The sequence below is a fragment of the Pseudomonas sp. D8002 genome (genome assembly GCF_013385695.1).
Lineage (GTDB): Bacteria > Pseudomonadota > Gammaproteobacteria > Pseudomonadales > Pseudomonadaceae > Aquipseudomonas.
Window position 1 is genome coordinate 15815 of sequence record NZ_JACAPM010000032.1, and the last position, 16795, is coordinate 32609.

15 protein-coding genes are annotated in these 16795 nt (G+C 61.1%); 9 read left to right on the forward strand and 6 right to left on the reverse strand.

The features are described from left to right. Positions 1–126: 126 nt before the first annotated feature. The 7 genes from HX807_RS18120 to HX807_RS18150 all read left to right on the forward strand — a co-directional run bounded on the left by HX807_RS18120 (position 127) and on the right by HX807_RS18150 (position 7941). Positions 127–1785 (forward strand): Na/Pi cotransporter family protein, encoded by a 1659-nt coding sequence (locus HX807_RS18120; protein WP_087694542.1) that lies wholly within the window; start codon positions 127–129, stop codon positions 1783–1785. A 58-nt stretch (positions 1786–1843) separates the two neighbouring features. Then, entirely contained in the window at positions 1844–3226 is a 1383-nt protein-coding gene (locus HX807_RS18125; RefSeq protein WP_003214772.1) for a pitrilysin family protein, read from the forward strand. A gap of 71 nt (positions 3227–3297) precedes the next feature. Beyond that, positions 3298–4341 (forward strand): DUF5924 family protein, encoded by a 1044-nt coding sequence (locus HX807_RS18130; RefSeq protein ID WP_003214774.1) that lies wholly within the window; start codon positions 3298–3300, stop codon positions 4339–4341. Between the two features lie 55 nt (positions 4342–4396). Further along, positions 4397–5545 (forward strand): ABC transporter permease, encoded by a 1149-nt coding sequence (locus HX807_RS18135; RefSeq protein ID WP_032899919.1) that lies wholly within the window; start codon positions 4397–4399, stop codon positions 5543–5545. Further along, positions 5542–6345, forward strand: a complete 804-nt coding sequence (locus HX807_RS18140) for an ABC transporter ATP-binding protein (protein WP_003214778.1) — start codon at positions 5542–5544, stop codon at positions 6343–6345. Before HX807_RS18135 ends, HX807_RS18140 begins: the two co-directional genes overlap by 4 nt. Position 6346: 1 nt before the next feature. Continuing rightward, positions 6347–7285 (forward strand): MlaD family protein, encoded by a 939-nt coding sequence (locus HX807_RS18145; protein WP_177050643.1) that lies wholly within the window; start codon positions 6347–6349, stop codon positions 7283–7285. Then, a complete protein-coding gene (locus tag HX807_RS18150; RefSeq protein ID WP_003214782.1) occupies positions 7282–7941 on the forward strand; it encodes an ABC-type transport auxiliary lipoprotein family protein in 660 nt (219 codons plus the stop codon). Before HX807_RS18145 ends, HX807_RS18150 begins: the two co-directional genes overlap by 4 nt. Positions 7942–8027: 86 nt before the next feature. Here the strand turns inward: HX807_RS18150 and HX807_RS18155 are convergent, their stop codons facing one another. The 5 genes from HX807_RS18155 to HX807_RS18175 form a co-directional block, all read right to left on the reverse strand. Next, positions 8028–9257 carry a nucleoside recognition domain-containing protein gene (locus HX807_RS18155; RefSeq protein ID WP_003214785.1) on the reverse strand — a complete coding sequence of 410 codons (1230 nt, stop codon included), beginning with the start codon at positions 9255–9257 and terminating at the stop codon, positions 8028–8030. Positions 9258–9356: 99 nt separating this feature from the next. Continuing rightward, positions 9357–10688 carry a glutamate/aspartate:proton symporter GltP gene (gene gltP / locus HX807_RS18160; protein ID WP_017477988.1) on the reverse strand — a complete coding sequence of 444 codons (1332 nt, stop codon included), beginning with the start codon at positions 10686–10688 and terminating at the stop codon, positions 9357–9359. 729 nt (positions 10689–11417) lie between these two features. Continuing rightward, positions 11418–11885 (reverse strand): inhibitor of vertebrate lysozyme family protein, encoded by a 468-nt coding sequence (locus HX807_RS18165; RefSeq protein ID WP_177022440.1) that lies wholly within the window; start codon positions 11883–11885, stop codon positions 11418–11420. Positions 11886–11887: 2 nt separating this feature from the next. Then, complete coding sequence (locus tag HX807_RS18170; protein WP_003170804.1) at positions 11888–12052, reverse strand: DUF1328 domain-containing protein; 165 nt, start codon at positions 12050–12052, stop codon at positions 11888–11890. 77 nt (positions 12053–12129) lie between these two features. Next, complete coding sequence (locus HX807_RS18175; RefSeq protein WP_087694545.1) at positions 12130–12414, reverse strand: hypothetical protein; 285 nt, start codon at positions 12412–12414, stop codon at positions 12130–12132. Between the two features lie 392 nt (positions 12415–12806). Here HX807_RS18175 and algB point away from each other — a divergent pair, with 392 nt between their 5' ends. Continuing rightward, positions 12807–14153, forward strand: coding sequence for a sigma-54-dependent response regulator transcription factor AlgB (algB, locus tag HX807_RS18180; protein ID WP_003214793.1), 1347 nt, complete (start codon positions 12807–12809; stop codon positions 14151–14153). A 10-nt stretch (positions 14154–14163) separates the two neighbouring features. Then, positions 14164–15951, forward strand: a complete 1788-nt coding sequence (locus HX807_RS18185; protein ID WP_008439641.1) for a KinB sensor domain-containing domain — start codon at positions 14164–14166, stop codon at positions 15949–15951. A gap of 17 nt (positions 15952–15968) precedes the next feature. On the opposite strand, the gene HX807_RS18190 is transcribed toward HX807_RS18185, so the two are convergent. Next, entirely contained in the window at positions 15969–16745 is a 777-nt protein-coding gene (locus tag HX807_RS18190; RefSeq protein WP_008439640.1) for an N-acetylmuramoyl-L-alanine amidase, read from the reverse strand. Positions 16746–16795 lie beyond the last annotated feature (50 nt).

The following is a 16795-nucleotide window of genomic DNA, read 5'->3' on the forward strand; positions in this document are numbered from 1 at the left end:
ACTTTAGCTATGCGATGCTGGCGCCGAGCCCATTCGCCAACTACAGCTTAAGTACAAGACGTAGAACGGCACGCGGCACTATTCACTTGCTCCGATTGGAGCACGACTCAACACAGGGGGCCCAGCATGCTGACCCTGCTCAATCTGCTTTCCGCGGTAACCCTGCTGATCTGGGGCACGCACATCGTCCGTACCGGCATCCTGCGGGTCTACGGCTCCAACTTGCGCCAGGTCATCGGGCAGAACATGTCCAAGCGCTGGCTGGCGTTTATCGCCGGCATCCTGGTGACGGCCATGGTGCAAAGCAGCAACGCCACGGCGATGCTGGTGACTTCGTTTGTCGGCCAGGGCCTGATGGGCCTGATGCCCGCCCTGGCGACCATGCTCGGTGCCGATGTCGGTACCGCGCTGATGGCCCGGGTGCTGACCTTTGACCTGTCGTGGCTGTCGCCGCTGTTGATTTTCCTCGGGGTGATTTTCTTCCTGTCGCGCAAACAGACACGCGCCGGGCAGATGGGCCGTGTCGGGATCGGCCTCGGGCTGATCATCCTTGCGCTGCAACTGATCGTCGAAGCCGCGGGCCCGATCACCCACGCGCAGGGCGTCAAGGTCCTGTTCGCCTCGCTGACCGGCGACATCTTGCTCGATGCCCTGGTCGGCGCACTGTTCGCGATGATTTCCTACTCCAGCCTGGCCGCCGTCCTGCTGACCGCGACCCTCGCCGGTGCCGGCGTGATCGGCCTGCACGTGGCCATCGGCCTGGTGATCGGCGCCAACATCGGCAGCGGCGTGCTGGCCTTCCTCAGCACCAGCATGCAGAACGCCGCCGGGCGCCAGGTGGCCCTGGGCAGCCTGCTGTACAAGCTGATCGGCTTGCTGCTGATCATCCCGGTACTCGACCCGCTGGTCGGCTGGATGGATAACCTGGACTACAGCGCCCAAGGCATGGTGATCACCTTCCACCTGCTCTATAACGTTACTCGCTGCCTGATCCTGCTGCCCACCATCGGCCCGATGTCCCGCTTGTGCGCCTGGTTGCTCCCGGAACGCGAAGAGGTCAACGGCCTGGCCAAGCCGCGCCACCTGGACCTGGCAGCACTCGCCACCCCAAGCCTGGCACTGGCCAACGCCGCCCGCGAAACCCTGCGTCTGGGCGACCTGATCGACAACATGCTGACCTCGATGCTGGAGGTGCTGCGCGGCAAGCAAACCGCCATCACCCAGGAAATGCGCAGCCTGAGCGACGATGTCGAGGCGCTCTACAGCGCGATCAAGCTCTACCTCGCGCAAATGCCCCGGGAAGACCTCAGCGAACAGGACAGCCGACGCTGGGCCGAGATCATCGAACTGTCGATCAACCTGAAACTGGCCGGCGACCTGATCGAACGCATGCTGCGCAAGGTCCAGCAGCAAAAGACCTCCCAGCGCCGCTCATTCTCCGAAGTCGGCCTGGAGGAACTCGCGGGCCTGCAAACCCAACTGATCGCCAACCTGCGCCTGGGGCTCTCGGTGTTCCTCAGTGCCGACCCGGAAAGCGCCCGGCAACTGCTGCGGGAAAAGCGCCGCTTCCGCGCCCAGGAGCGTCGCCTGGCCCACGCCCACGTCAGCCGCTTGCAACGTAAAATCGTACAGAGCCTGGAGACCAGTTCCTTGCACCTGGAGCTGATTGCCGACATGAAGCGTCTCAACTCGCTGTTCTGCAGCAGCGCTTATGTGGTGCTGGAAACCACCGACACCGGCGCCCTCTCGGCGGACGATATTGCCGACATCACCCATTCGCCCTGAACGTACGACGGCGAGTGAAGTCAGTTAACAACGGACCTCACTCGCCAGGAAGCCTGTTATGCGTCGCCTGCTATTCGCCTGCCTGCTCATGGGTTCGGCACACACCTTTGCCTTTGACCGCCTGCAAGTCGAGGGCTACACCCTGCCCAACGGCCTGCAATTGCTGCTCAAACCGGGCACCGAACGCGGCCACGTGGCAATTCGCCTGGTGGTGGGTGTGGGCCTGGATGACTTCAGTTGTGAAGACAAGGAACTGCCGCACCTGCTGGAGCATTTGCTGTTCAGCGGGATCGACGGTGGCGGCGAAGGTGAACTGGAAGAACGCATGCAAGCCCTCGGCGGCGACTGGAACGCCTACACCAGCAATGCCGACACCACTTTCGTCATCGAGGCTCCGGCGCAGAACCAGCGCAAGGTGCTCGACCTGCTGCTGGCCATCATCACCCGCACCCAACTGACCGACGCCAACATCAATGCCGCCAAACAGGTGGTGGAGCGCGAAGACGGCGGCCATTACTCACACCTGCAACGGCTGCTGGACCGCCAGGACCTCGGCCACAAGGCCAGCAGTCAGCTTGCCGTCGAACTGGGGCTCAAATGCGCCGAGCGGGCCGAAGTCGAGCACCTGACCCGCGACCAATTGGAAAAGCTGCGCAAGGCCTGGTACGCCCCCAACAACATGACCCTGATCATCGTCGGCGACCTCGACAAGCTGCTGCCGGCCTATCTCGAACGCACTTACGGCGCACTGGATCCGGTTGACCCCAGCGAACATCGCCCGTTGCCGGAGATTCAACACGCCGCCGCCGTCCGCCGCGACCTTATCCACGGCTGGGTCGGTGACAACGCCAAGCTGCACTGGTTATTCCCCGAGCCGGTACTGGACGACCAATACGATGAAACCTTCGACCTGCTCAAGGACTACCTGGATTGGGCGCTGTATCGTCAATTGCGCTTGCAGCACGGCTTGTCCTATGGCCCATGGAGCGAGCGCGAAGTGCTGGGCGGCGTCGGCTTCATGAGCCTCAACGCCGACCTTGAACGCGACAACCTGCCGGAAGCCGAGCACGTGCTGGAAACCCTCAGGGCCCAGTTGCTCAAGGACGGCCTCGACCCGGCCACCTTCGCCCGCCTGCAACAAGCCGCCATTGCCCGCCAGGCGTGGGCCGTTCAAGGCAACAGCGCGTTGGCCGACTATTACTGGAGTGCCTCGGGCGACTACGCCAAAGGGCATTTCAGCGACCCGGCCAAGCGCATCAAGGCTGTAAGCCTGGAGCAAGCCAACCAGGCCATGCGCGAGTTGTTCAAGCAGAACGGCTACTGGCGCATCGAGAAACCGTTGTTCAGCTACGATAGCCTCAACTGGATCGCCGCAGGCGCACTGGGGCTGATTGCGATTGTGTTACTAGGCGTGTGGCGTTATCGCAAAGGGATTGCGTAATCGGGCCCCGAGAAAACGGCTAAAACGTTATTCTGTCTGGGATTTTTCCTACAAAGACTGTGAACTGCCGAATGCCTATCCTGACCCACACCATCCAGCGCATCCTCGAGCTGATGAAGCGCTACCCAGGGGTGATTGCACTCGGCGGTTTCATCTCGGGTGTGGGCAGCTTCATCCTGGTGGATCGCCAGCAAGGCATGGCCAGCTGGATCGCGATCATCATGCTGGTGAGCTGGTTATGGCTGATGCTCGAAAACAGCCTCACCCAGCTGTTCAGCAAAGTCTTCAAACGGGAAATCCCCGAACCGCTGCTGCGCTACGCCACGCAGATGATCCATCAGGAAAGCCTGTTTTTTGTCCTGCCGTTCTTTTTTGTCACCACCACCTGGAACAGCGGCCAGTCGATCTTTACCGGCCTGCTGGGCGCGGCGGCACTGGTATCGATCACCGACCCGCTGTACTACAAGTGGCTGGCACCCAAGCGCTCGCTGTTTCTCGCACTGCACACCCTGACCCTGTTTGCGGCCCTGCTGACCGCGCTGCCGATCATCCTGCACCTGACCACCGCCGAGAGTTACAAACTGGCCCTCGGCGTGGCGATGGCGCTCTCTATCCCGAGCCTGGCCGTGAGCCTGCCGCTGCGTAGCATCAAGGGCTGGGCGATGCTGTTGGGGGTTACCGCGGCGATTGGTTGCGCCGGCTGGTTCCTGCGCACTTGGGTGCCGCCCGCTACGCTGTGGATGACCGAAGTGGCCATCAGCACCCAATTGCAGGACCGCACGCCCGGCGATGACCTGAAAGAAGTCAGCGCCGCCCAACTGCGCAGCAGCGGGCTGTATGCCTACACCGCGATCAACGCGCCGCGCGGCCTGGATGAGCGGATCTACCATGTGTGGAAATTCAACGGCAAGGAAGTCGACCGCATCGCCCTGGACATCCATGGTGGGCGCAAGGAAGGCTATCGGGCCTGGACCCACAAGCAGAACTTCCCCCCCGACTCGGTAGGACGCTGGCAGGTACGGGTGCTGACCGAAGATGGCCAAGTGATCGGCGTGTTGCGCTTCAAGGTGACTGACCCCGGTCAGGGCGCTACTACGCCAGACGCGCCAAAGTAGGCAGGATCGTGCTATTACGTAGGAATTCTGGAATAGCCAAACAAGCTCGGAGCTTATGACCAGTAGTACAACGGCCGGTGCAGCCCATCTGGACACGTCCACCCAGCCTCCATTGCTGAGGATTACAGGGGATTGGACGCTTGCCCACTATGCCAACCTGAAGAAGCTGTCGGAAAAGCTCGACGGCCAGTACGACGCTGGCGCACGTATCGACCTTAACGGCCTCGGCGCCCTGGACACGGCCGGCGCCTCGCTGCTGGTGGAATTGCTCGGCCCAGAGCGCATCGAACAGTCCGCCGAACAGACCGACTGCAGCCTCTCGACCGCCGACCGCGCGTTACTGAAAACCGTCTACCGCTCTCTGAACGACTTCTGTGTGCCGGTCAAGGAACCCGAAGAAGCCGCCGGCATCATGTTGCTGGCGCGCATCGGCGGCGCGGTCTACACCGTCTGGCAAGACGGCATGAAACTGCTGGGCTTTATCGGCCTGATCCTCGAAACCTTCGCCCGTGGCGTATTCCGGCCCAAGCGCTGGCGCGTGACGCCAATGGTTGCGCATATCGAACAAACCGGCCTCGATGCGGCCCCCATCGTGGCCTTGCTGACCTTCCTGGTGGGCGCAGTGGTGGCGTTTCTCGGTGCCACGGTGCTGGCCAGTTTTGGCGCGAGTATCTTCACCGTGGACCTGGTGGCGTTCTCCTTCCTGCGGGAGTTCGGCGTGTTGCTCACCGCGATCCTGATGGCGGGCCGCACTGCCAGTGCCTTCACCGCACAAATCGGCTCGATGAAGGCCAACGAAGAGATCGATGCGATCCGCACCCTGGGCCTCGACCCGATGGAGTTGCTGGTGCTGCCCCGCGTACTGGCCTTGCTGGTGGCGCTGCCGATGCTGACGTTCCTGGCAATGCTCTCGGGCATTATCGGCGGCGGTGTGGTGTGTGCCGTGGCCCTGGATATTTCGCCGGCAATGTTCCTGTCGCTGCTGCAATCGGACATTGGCGTGCAGCACTTCCTAGTCGGCATGGTCAAGGCGCCGATCTTCGCGTTCCTTATCGCGGCCATCGGCTGCCTCGAAGGTTTCAAGGTCAGCGGCAGCGCCGAGTCCGTCGGCGCCCACACCACCTCCAGTGTGGTGCAATCGATTTTCGTGGTGATCGTGCTGGATGCGGTCGCCGCACTGTTCTTCATGGAGATGGGCTGGTGAGTCGTTTACGCCGTGCGCCCACTGAGGCGGTGATCGAAGTCCGCGGGCTGTGCAACCGGTTTGGTTCGCAAAGCGTGCACGAGAACCTCGACCTGGACTTGTACAAGGGTGAAATCCTCGCCGTCGTCGGTGGCTCCGGCAGCGGCAAGTCGGTGCTGCTGCGCAGCATCATTGGGTTGCGCCAGCCCAGCGAAGGCCAGGTGCGGGTGTTCGGGCAGAACTTGCCGAGCCTGTCGGAACACGAGCGGTCGCTGGTGGAGCGGCGCTTCGGCGTGCTGTTCCAGAAGGGCGCGCTGTTTTCCTCGCTGACGGTCACCGAGAACGTTGCGTTGCCACTGATAGAGCATGCCGGCCTCAGCCGTCCCGATGCAGAGCACCTGGCGGCAGTGAAACTGGCGTTGGCCGGGCTGCCGCTGTCGGCCGCCGACAAATACCCCTCGTCACTCTCCGGCGGCATGATCAAGCGCGCGGCCCTGGCTCGTGCCCTGGCGCTGGACCCGGACATCCTGTTTCTCGACGAACCCACCGCCGGCCTCGACCCGATCGGCGCCGCCGCCTTCGATCAACTGATCCTGACCCTGCGCGATGCGCTGGGCCTGAGCGTGTTCCTGGTCACCCACGACCTCGACACGCTGTACACCATCACCGACCGCGTAGCGGTGCTGGCGCAGAAAAAGGTACTGGTGGCGGATGCCATCGATGTCGTCTCGGAAACCGACGACGCCTGGATTCACGAATACTTCCATGGCCCACGGGGCCGCGCGGCATTGGATGCCGCTCAACTGCTCAACGAGGTATGACATGGAAACCCGAGCCCATCATGTGATGATCGGTCTGTTCAGCGTGATCGTCGTGGTCGGCGCCATGCTGTTTGGCCTGTGGCTGGCCAAGTCCAGCGTCGACAGCGCATTCCAGGATTACGAAGTGGTGTTCAACGAGGCGGTCAGTGGGCTGTCCCAAGGCAGTGCCGTGCAGTACAGCGGGATCAAGGTGGGCGACGTCACCAGCCTGCGCCTCGACCCGAAAGACCCGCGCCGGGTGCTGGCGCGCATCCGCCTGGCCGGGCAGACGCCGATCAAGGAAGACACCCAGGCCAAACTGGCCCTGACCGGCATCACCGGCACCTCGATCATCCAGCTCAGCGGCGGTACACCCCAAAGCCCTGAGCTCAAGGGCAAGGACGGCAACCTGCCGGAAATCATTGCGTCGCCATCACCGATCGCGCGACTGCTGAACAACAGCAACGACCTGATGACCAGCATCAACTTGCTGCTGCACAACGCCAATCACATGTTCTCCCGGGAGAACGTCGACCGCCTCAGCAATACCCTGGACAACCTGCAACAGACCACCGGCGCGATTGCCGATCAGCGCGGCGACATCAAGGTGGTGATGCAGCAATTGATGCAGGTGAGCAAACAGGCCAGCTCCACCCTGGAGCAAACCACCGCGTTGATGCGCAACGCCAACGGTTTGCTCAACGACCAGGGCAAGCAGGTTTTCGGCAGTGCTGAAAAAGCCATGCAATCCCTTCAACAGAGCACGGCCACGATCGACACCTTGCTGACCAACAACAAGGATTCCCTGAACAGCGGCATGCAGGGTCTCAACGAACTGGCGCCAGCGGTGCGCGAGCTGCGCGAAACCCTGGGTTCGTTGCGCGCCATTTCCCGCCGCCTGGAAGCCAACCCCAGCGGTTACCTGCTGGGCAGCGACAAGAACAAGGAGTTCACGCCATGAAGCGTGCGTACCAAATGATCGCCCCCGTTGCGCTGGTATTGGTCAGTGCGTGTTCCATCCTGCCGAAGGCGGATCCCTCGGACGTGTACCGGTTGCCATCGGCGCAGGCCGCCACGCAGGCCAGCCCGGTGGCCTGGTCGCTGCGGGTGGCGAAGCCGCAGACCAGCGAATTCCTCGACAGCCCGCGGATTGCCGTGGTGCCTAACGGTGACTTGATCAGCAGCTATGCGAATTCCCGCTGGAGCGATCCAGCCCCCGTGCTGTTGCGTAATCGGTTGCTGGACGGGTTCCAGCGGGATGGGCGGGTGACGTTGCTCAGTACCGATGAGACCAATCTGCAGGCGGACTTTGAGTTGGGCGGGCAGTTGCAGGCGTTTCAGAGTGAGTATCGCGGCAGCGCAGTTGAAGTGGTGATACGGCTGGACGCACGGTTGGTGCGCGGGAGTGATCAACGGATTATTGCCAGCAAGCGGTTCGAGGTGAGGCAGCCGGTGGGGGATACCAAGGTGCCGGCGGTGGTGGCCGGGTTTGGTCAGGCTGGGGATGCGCTGAACAGGCAGGTGGTGGATTGGGCCGTCGGCCTGGGAAACCGCGCTTTTGTGGCGAGGGAGCTTGCTCCCGTTGGGCTGCGCAGCAGCCCCAAAACCAGTCAATGAGCTTTGACTGACACACCTGCGATAACTGACTGGGGCCGCTTCGCGGCCCAACGGGAGCAAGCTCCCTCGCCACAGGGATTCAGGTCTTAGCCGAAGAACCAGTAGCACACCGCAATCGCCGCCACCACACCAGCAAACTCCGCCAACAACGCACACCCCACCGCATGCCGTGCCCGCTGGATTCCCACCGAGCCAAAGTACACCGCCAACACATAAAACGTGGTCTCGGTGCTGCCCTGAATCGTCGCCGCCACCAGCGCCGGGAAGCTGTCCACGCCCTGGGTCTGCATGGTCTCAATCAACATCGCCCGCGCCGCACTGCCGGAGAACGGCTTGACCATCGCGGTCGGCAGCGCATCGACAAAGCGCGTGTCCATACCGGTCCAGGCCACCACGTGGCGAATGCCTTCCAGGCCGAAATCCAGCGCGCCGGACGCCCGCAACACGCCCACTGCACACAGCATCGCCACCAGGTACGGCAGCAGGTTCTTGGCAACGTCGAAGCCCTCTTTGGCACCTTCGACAAACGCCTCGTAGACCTTCACCTTGCGCAGCGCGCCGATCACCAGGAACAACATGATCAGCCCGAACAGCGTGAGGTTGCCGAGGATCGACGACAGGCCCGCCAGCGCAGTGGCTGAGAGCGTCGCCAGCAAGGCCATGAAGCCACCCAGTACCAGCGCACCCGGAATCAGATACGCCAGCACCACCGGGTCCCACAGCCGCAGGCGTTGCATCACCGCCACCGACAACAGGCCCACCAGGGTCGAGGCGCTGGTGGCCAGCAGGATCGGCAGGAACACCAGCGTCGGGTCCGCCGCACCTTGCTGGGCGCGGTACATGAAGATGGTGACCGGCAGCAGGGTCAGGGAAGACGCGTTGAGTACCAGGAACAGGATCTGCGCGTTGCTGGCGGTATTGGGGATAGGGTTGAGCTCTTGCAGCGCCTTCATGGCCTTGAGGCCGATGGGCGTAGCGGCGTTATCGAGGCCCAGGCCGTTGGCGGCGAAGTTGAGCGTGATCAAGCCGATGGCCGGATGACCGGCAGGCACTTCCGGCATCAGGCGCCGGAACAGCGGCCCCAGGGCCTTGGCCAGCCAGTCGACGATCCCGGCTTTCTCGGCGATACGCAGGAAGCCCAGCCACAAGGTCAGGGTGCCGAACAGCAACACCATCACCTCGACCGACAGCTTGGCCATGGCGAAAATGCTTTCCACCATGGCCGCAAAGATCCCGGCATTCCCGCCGATCAGCCATTGCGCCAGCGCAGACACCATCGCCACGATAAAGAAGCCAAGCCACAGGCCATTGAGCATCAGTTGAATCCCCCGAAAGATGGGGCGAATGATAGCGGGGCTGGCAGAAACGACAAACCCCGGATTTTCCGGGGTTTGTGTAGGAGCCAGTCCTGGCGGTCAGCCGCGAGTGGTCTCGCCGGCCGGCAGCACTTGCTTGGTGCGCCAGTGCGGCAGGGAGTTCCAGTAGCGCTCGCCCTTGGCATCGTCGTACATGCCTTCCCAACGGGAGATGACCAGTACGGCCAGGGCGTTACCGATCACGTTCAGTGCGGTACGGGCCATGTCCATGATGCGGTCGACACCGGCGATGAACGCCAGGCCTTCCAGCGGAATGCCCACGCTGCCCAGGGTCGCCAGCAGTACCACGAACGACACACCCGGCACGCCGGCGATGCCTTTGGAGGTGACCATCAGGGTCAGCACCAGCATCAGTTGCTGGCCAATCGACAGGTCGATGCCATACAGCTGGGCGATGAAGATCGCCGCGATGCTCTGATACAGGGTCGAACCGTCGAGGTTGAACGAGTAGCCGGTCGGCACCACGAAGCTGCAGATCGCCTTTGGCGCGCCGTAGGCTTCCATCTTCTCGATCACACGCGGCAGCACGGTTTCAGAACTGGCAGTGGAGTAGGCCAGCACCAGCTCATCCTTGAAGATGCGCATCAGCTTGATCACCGAGAAACCGAACAGGCGGGCGATCAGGCCCAGCACCACAAAAGCAAAGAACAGGATGGCGACGTAAACCAGGATCACCAGCTTGGCCAGCGGCAGCAGCGAGGCGAAGCCGAAGTTGGCGACGGTCACCGCGATCAGGGCAAATACACCGATCGGGGCGTATTTCATGATCATGTGGGTGACTTTGAACATGCTCTCGGACACGCCCTGGAACATGGTCACCAGGGGCTCGCGCAATTCAGGCTTGAGGCTCGACAAGCCGAGGCCGAACAACACCGAGAAGAAGATGATCGGCAGCATGTCGCCACGGGCCACGGCGGCGAAGATGTTCGACGGGATCAGGTTGAGGATCGTCTCGATGAACGCGTGCTCGTGCTGGACCTCGGCGGCGGTGGCCGTGTATTTGGAAATGTCGACGGTACCCAGGGTACTCATGTCGATGCCGGTACCCGGATGGAACAGGTTGGCCAGCAACAGGCCGACCACAATGGCAATGGTGGTGACCACTTCGAAGTAAAGGATGGTTTTAACGCCGATCCGGCCGAGCTTTTTCGCATCGCCAACACCGGCGATTCCGACAATCAGCGACGAAATCACGATCGGGATAACGATCATCTTGATCAGGCGGATAAAGATATCGCCAGCGGGCTGCAACACGTTGCTGATCCACCAGGCCTTTTCAGCACTGAAATGGTTAAGCACCGCACCGATTGCAATCCCCAGCACCAGACCGATGAGGATCTGCCAGGCGAGGCTTAGCTTTGCCTTCTTCATGTCATTACCCTTACTTCAAGTGGACTCAGGCAGATGCGCCAGCAGCTGGAACGCTCGAGAGCGAAAAAGTGTGTGCATCTGCCCCCGTAGAAGGTCACCGCAGTTGGCCGATATGGCTCACTGGCAGGCGAAAAAAGGCGCAACTATTCCGATGCAAGGAGGCGACGTCTAATGCCGTAAACGCCTACCCTATGCCGAATCGGCATGAGTTTTTTTGAGTTTTTCTGTCTGAACGGTCAGTTCGAATACGACATTTCGGCAGGCATAAATGCCGCGAACCGGCCATTTCAGGCTCGCGCAGGGTTTTTTGAAAATCTACGGTCGCAGTTGAAAACCCCTGAAAATTCCTACGCATACCATCGAAAAACTCGTCTGGCAGGAGACAAACTTTCTCGATAGATGGTCACGCGGAAACACCAAGAAATGGTTGGGCGGACGCAAAAAGGAGAATTGCCGCTATGGGCGGCATGACAGAAGCGGGCATAGGAGCCGCAAGCCCGTCGCAAGTTCCACAAACCATCGGCTTGGGAACTTGCGTCGCAGCTTTTCACCTGACCCGGCCCTTGCGCAGGCACTCCCTGTCCCCGTAGGTCACGCCGATCCAAACGATCAGAGCAACCCGGCCCCTTGGTCATGCACCACCCTTGTCGGGCGATGCAAACAGAAAGAAGCACGGCGCTTCTTTCTATGGACGTTAAGCCGGTAGACGACAGCGTCGTCAGACCGAACCTAGTACCAATTCGGATCTTTCTTGAGCTGTTCCATCAGCAGCTTTTGCATGCCTTCGTCCGGCTTGCCAAGAAAACGGTAGTCGGCATGCCGCGTTGGCGATTTGTCCGCGGGCAGGCCCGCCGGGACTTCTACCAACATCGCGTAGGCATCTTCCTTGTCGAAGCTGAAGGCGACGATCAGGCGCTTGTTCAGGCATGTGTCTGCGGTCTCGCAGAGCGGCCCAACCAAGTACTTGTCGCCATCCTCTTCAACGGCATTCATTTGTTCAGCACTGCCCGAAAGGTTCAACACCCATTCAGGCAGACGCTCTTCCTTCTTGACCACGCTCTGCCAGGTCTCGCGATACTGCGGGTTCGCGCTCAACAGTTCGTTGGCTCGGGACTGGCCATCATTGGCAGCCAGCACCAAGCCGCTGCCGCCCAACAACAGGGCGGCAGCCAGGGCTTTAAGGGACGAGTTGAACATGCTTAGCCTCGGCCACGACGGCCAAAGAAGAAGGAAGCGATGAACATCACCAGGAAGACCACAAACAGAATCTTGGCGATACCCGTGGCGGTGCCCGCGATACCACCGAAGCCCAGGACTGCAGCCACAATGGCGATGATCAGAAATGTGATTGCCCAACTCAACATGGTGATTCTCCTTACGCTTCTTTTAGGGGTAACAGCGGTAGTGCCTGCGGTCGCTCGATTCGAGGACCGTGTATTGCCTAGAACACCCAGCGTTCCTGCGATGGCAGGTCGCCGAGGGTGGAGTCCTGTTCAACCGCCGCCAATTGCGGGGTTGTCACATCGGCGGCAGTGCTGCCGACGGAGCGGAAATGGGTCTGGGTCATCATCGGACGTTCAAACTGCACGACTTGCTGCTGACTCTGCTGCCAATGCGCCAATTGCTGACCGCCAATCAAGGTCACCATCAGGGCCAGGCTGGCAAACAGCCCCTGTTGCAGGCGCAGTGGCGATACACGCAGTTGGGTCAGGCTTTGGCGAGTCATGCTGTATCTCTCCCGCATTCTGATTATTCGTAGATGAAACTCGTATGAGGTGTATTGCAGCCTGCGTGCCAGTTTTTTAACAAAATAAAAACCAATAAAATCAACCAGTTAAAAACAAAAGCGCTTTGACACCACGAGCATCCTGCACGATGCCCCTATCCTTGCCGTGCGAAATGCACGATGGTCACTGGTCGGATCAAGGGATAGGAAGGCAACGTTCGACTGCCGAAGTGGCAAGAGGGAGACAAAAACGCCTCTTGTGGGCGTCTTTGTAAGAAGAAGCGCAGATAGCTGCGCGGTGACGGCTTTAATCAATCAGAATAAACCATGCAACTTGCCCGATTATTCCGGGACTAAACAACATCATTCATTCTTAAGGGAGCGCGGGACAGATGGAATCAGCCAAGGAACTTCAAGGCCGCATTCTTTTAGTGGATGACGAATCCGCGATCCTTCGCACCTTCCGTTACTGCCTGGAAGATGAAGGCTACACCGTAGCCACCGCCAACAGCGCCGCCCAGGCCGATGCCTTGTTGCAACGCCAGGTGTTTGACCTGTGCTTCCTGGACCTGCGCCTGGGCGAAGACAACGGCCTGGATGTACTGGCGCAAATGCGTATCCAGGCGCCGTGGATGCGCGTGGTGATCGTCACGGCCCACTCGGCCGTCGACACCGCCGTGGATGCGATCCAGGCCGGCGCGGCCGACTACCTGGTAAAGCCTTGCAGCCCCGACCAATTGCGCCTGGCCACGGCCAAGCAGCTGGAAGTGCGCCAGCTCTCGGCACGCCTGGAAGCCCTGGAAGGCGCAGTGCGCCAGCCCAAGGACGGCCTCGACTCCCATAGCCCGGCGATGATGGTGGTGCTGGAAACCGCACGCCAGGTGGCGGGCACTGATGCCAACATCCTGATTCTCGGCGAGTCCGGCACCGGTAAAGGTGAACTGGCCCGGGCGATCCACGGTTGGAGCAAACGCGCGAAAAAATCCTGCGTCACCATCAACTGCCCATCGCTGACGGCGGAACTGATGGAAAGCGAGTTGTTCGGTCATAGCCGTGGTGCGTTTACCGGCGCCAGCGAAAGCACCCTCGGCCGCGTCAACCAGGCCGATGGCGGCACATTGTTTCTCGACGAGATCGGCGACTTTCCGCTTACTTTACAACCCAAGTTGCTGCGCTTTATCCAGGACAAGGAATACGAGCGCGTCGGCGACCCGGTGACGCGCCGTGCCGATGTGCGAATCCTCGCCGCTACCAACCTGAACCTGGAAGACATGGTTCGCGACGGCCGTTTCCGCGAAGACCTGCTGTATCGCCTGAATGTCATCACCTTGCACCTGCCGCCCCTGCGCGAACGCAGCGAAGACATCCTGACCCTGGCCGACCGCTTCCTGGCGCGTTTCGTGAAGGAATATGCGCGGCCGGCGCGCGGCTTCAGCGATGAAGCCCGTGAGGCACTGCTCAACTACCGCTGGCCGGGGAACATCCGCGAGCTGCGCAACGTGGTTGAGCGGGCCAGCATCATCTGCCCGCAGGAAAAAGTTGAGATCAGCCACCTCGGCATGGCCGAGCAGCCGACTAACAATGCCCCGCGTATCGGTGCGGCGTTGAGCCTGGATGAACTGGAAAAGGCGCATATCGGCGCCGTGCTGGCCACCAGCGACACCCTGGACCAGGCGGCCCGAACCCTTGGCATTGATGCGTCGACGCTGTACCGCAAACGCAAACAATACAACCTGTGAGCTGTAACCTATGAAGCTTGCGATGACCCTGCGCACTCGGTTGTTCCTGAGTATTTCCGCGCTGATCACCGTCGCCCTGTTGGGGTTGCTGCTGGGGTTGGTGAGCGTCATGCAAATGGCCAAGACCCAGGAATCGTTGATTCGCAGCAACTTCATCACATTGGACCTGGGGCTCAAGCTTCGGCAGACCCTCGGCGACCAGTTGATGATCATGCTCAATGAACAGCCGAATACCGCTGCGCTGGAGGACTCCAAGCAACGCTATTTCGCCCTGTTGCAGCAAGGTATCGACCACGAACAAAAGGACGCGGTAACCAGCGGTTTTACCCAGGCCAAGACCAATTACCTGAGCTTTCTCGAGGCGTTCGATGAAAAGGAGAATGCTCCGCCGCAACTGCGCAACAACGACGAGCTGACCAAACGCTTCAACATCCTGCGCAACGGCCTGATCGCCGAGCACAAGAAAGCCCTGGATAACATCAACGATACCGAACACAAGTCCCGTGAACGTGCGCTGCTGATTGCCGGCCTGCTGGGCCTGGTCGGCCTGGCGGTGCTGATCATCGGTTTCGTTACCGCCCACGGTATCGCCCGACGCTTTGGCGGGCCGATCGAAGCGCTGGCCAAGGCCGCCGACAAGATCGGCCAGGGCAACTTCGAAGTCACGCTGCCCATTTCATCCGCAGCGGAAATGAACCTGCTGACCCGACGCTTCGGCATCATGGCCGAGGCGTTGCGCCAGCATCAGGCAACCAATGTCGATGAGCTGCTGGCCGGGCAACAACGCCTGCAGGCGGTGCTCGACAGCATCGACGACGGCCTGCTGATGATCGACCGCCAGGGTCGCCTGGAACACCTTAACCCGGTGGCACAACGTCAACTCGGCTGGGACGAGAATCGCCTGGGCCAAGGCCTTGGCGACGCCCTGGGCCGCCCGGAACTGGATGAACAGCTGCAGCTGGTACTGCGCGGCGGCAACCTGGAGCGCGCACCTGAAGACCTGGAAGTAGAGGTTGAGGGTGAGCTGCGCCTGCTGACGTACAGCCTGACGCCGGTCAGCCATACCCAGGGGCACATTCTGGGCGCGGTGATGGTGCTGCATGACGTTACCGAACAGCGTGCCTTTGAACGAGTGCGCAGTGAGTTTGTATTGCGCGCGTCCCATGAATTACGCACGCCGGTGACGGGCATGCACATGGCCTTCGGCTTGTTCCGGGAACGGGCGAAGTTTCCTGCGGAGTCGCGCGAAGCGGACCTGCTGGATACGGTCAACGAGGAAATGCAGCGCCTGATGCAGTTGATCAACGACTTGCTCAACTTCTCGCGCTACCAGAATGGCTTGCAGAAACTCACCCTGGGCCCGTGTGACATCAGCGACCTGCTCGAACATGCCCGCGCCCGCTTCGCGGAGCAGGCGAATGCACAGAACATCGAGCTGCTGGTTGAGGAACAATCCCCGCTACCGAGGTTGCATGCCGATCGAGCGCAGCTGGAAAGGGTGCTCGACAATTTGCTGGGCAATGCCCTGCGGCACACAGCCGACGGTGGGCAGATCCGCTTGCAGGCGCGTCGTCATGGCGAACGGGTGATTGTCAGCGTTGAAGACAACGGTGAAGGCATTGCCTACGGCCAGCAGGGACGAATCTTCGAACCGTTTGTGCAGGTAGGCCGCAAGAAAGGCGGCGCCGGGCTGGGCCTGGCGCTGTGCAAGGAGATCGTGCAATTGCACGGTGGCCGCATGGGGGTGTATTCGCGGCCGGGGCAGGGGACGCAGTTCTACATGGCGTTGCCCCTGTAGGACCAACGCGCCAACCGTTATTGGTGATTCAACGCCCGCAGGATCGCAGCACTTTCGGCATCCGGCGTCCCATCAAACAGCGACGCCCGGAAATGCATCTGGAACGCGGCCACCACATGCCGCGTCGCCACATCCAGCTCGCCCGTCTGCGGCGTCGGATAGCCCAGCTTCGCCAACTCTTCCTGGAACCAGGTAATGCTCGGCAGATCGGCTGCGTACTGCACCTGGTAACGGGCCACCGCCTTGGCGTCCGGCCACATGCCCAGCCCTTCATCCGCCAGGCGCTTCCAGGGGAACAACGGCCCCGGGTCCAGCTTGCGCAGCGGGGCAATGTCGCTATGGCCGATGATGTTTCGCGGGTCGATGCCGTTGCGTTTGGTGATGTCCTTGAGCAGCACCACCAGCGACTGCACCTGCGCTTCGGAATAGGGATACCAGACGCGGCCCGTCGGCAAATCCCGATAACCCGGGTTCACGATCTCGATCCCGATGGAGCTGGAGTTGAGCCAGGTGCGGCCCATCCATTCACTTTCTCCGGCATGCCAGGCGCGCTGGCTTTCATCCACGAGCTTATAGATGGTGGCCGAGGCGTTATCACCGATCAGGTAATGACTGCTGACCTGGCCATGGGTCAACAGCGCCAGGGAGCGCTCAAGGGACGCCGAGGTGTAGTGCACGACGACAAACTGCACACGATTGTCGTGGTTCACCGAAGGATGACTGGTGTCCAGGCGAGGGCCGCTCGCGCAACCGGCGAGCAGGAGAAACAGAAAGGCAGAACACAGAAGTTTCATGGCAGCAAATAGTACGCTTAAGACGATAATGCAACAGTGTAACGTACCGT

Excerpts from the sequence above, each read along its gene's own strand:
- HX807_RS18120 (WP_087694542.1), top strand. The coding sequence starts at position 127 with ATGCTGACCCTGCTCAATCTGCTTTCCGCGGTAACCCTGCTGATCTGG.
- HX807_RS18125 (WP_003214772.1), top strand. The coding sequence starts at position 1,844 with ATGCGTCGCCTGCTATTCGCCTGCCTGCTCATGGGTTCGGCACACACC.
- HX807_RS18130 (WP_003214774.1), top strand. The coding sequence starts at position 3,298 with ATGCCTATCCTGACCCACACCATCCAGCGCATCCTCGAGCTGATGAAG.
- HX807_RS18135 (WP_032899919.1), top strand. The coding sequence starts at position 4,397 with ATGACCAGTAGTACAACGGCCGGTGCAGCCCATCTGGACACGTCCACC.
- HX807_RS18145 (WP_177050643.1), top strand. The coding sequence starts at position 6,347 with ATGGAAACCCGAGCCCATCATGTGATGATCGGTCTGTTCAGCGTGATC.
- HX807_RS18150 (WP_003214782.1), top strand. The coding sequence starts at position 7,282 with ATGAAGCGTGCGTACCAAATGATCGCCCCCGTTGCGCTGGTATTGGTC.
- HX807_RS18155 (WP_003214785.1), bottom strand. The coding sequence starts at position 9,257 with ATGCTCAATGGCCTGTGGCTTGGCTTCTTTATCGTGGCGATGGTGTCT.
- gltP (WP_017477988.1), bottom strand. The coding sequence starts at position 10,688 with ATGAAGAAGGCAAAGCTAAGCCTCGCCTGGCAGATCCTCATCGGTCTG.
- HX807_RS18165 (WP_177022440.1), bottom strand. The coding sequence starts at position 11,885 with ATGTTCAACTCGTCCCTTAAAGCCCTGGCTGCCGCCCTGTTGTTGGGC.
- HX807_RS18170 (WP_003170804.1), bottom strand. The coding sequence starts at position 12,052 with ATGTTGAGTTGGGCAATCACATTTCTGATCATCGCCATTGTGGCTGCA.
- HX807_RS18175 (WP_087694545.1), bottom strand. The coding sequence starts at position 12,414 with ATGACTCGCCAAAGCCTGACCCAACTGCGTGTATCGCCACTGCGCCTG.
- algB (WP_003214793.1), top strand. The coding sequence starts at position 12,807 with ATGGAATCAGCCAAGGAACTTCAAGGCCGCATTCTTTTAGTGGATGAC.
- HX807_RS18185 (WP_008439641.1), top strand. The coding sequence starts at position 14,164 with ATGAAGCTTGCGATGACCCTGCGCACTCGGTTGTTCCTGAGTATTTCC.
- HX807_RS18190 (WP_008439640.1), bottom strand. The coding sequence starts at position 16,745 with ATGAAACTTCTGTGTTCTGCCTTTCTGTTTCTCCTGCTCGCCGGTTGC.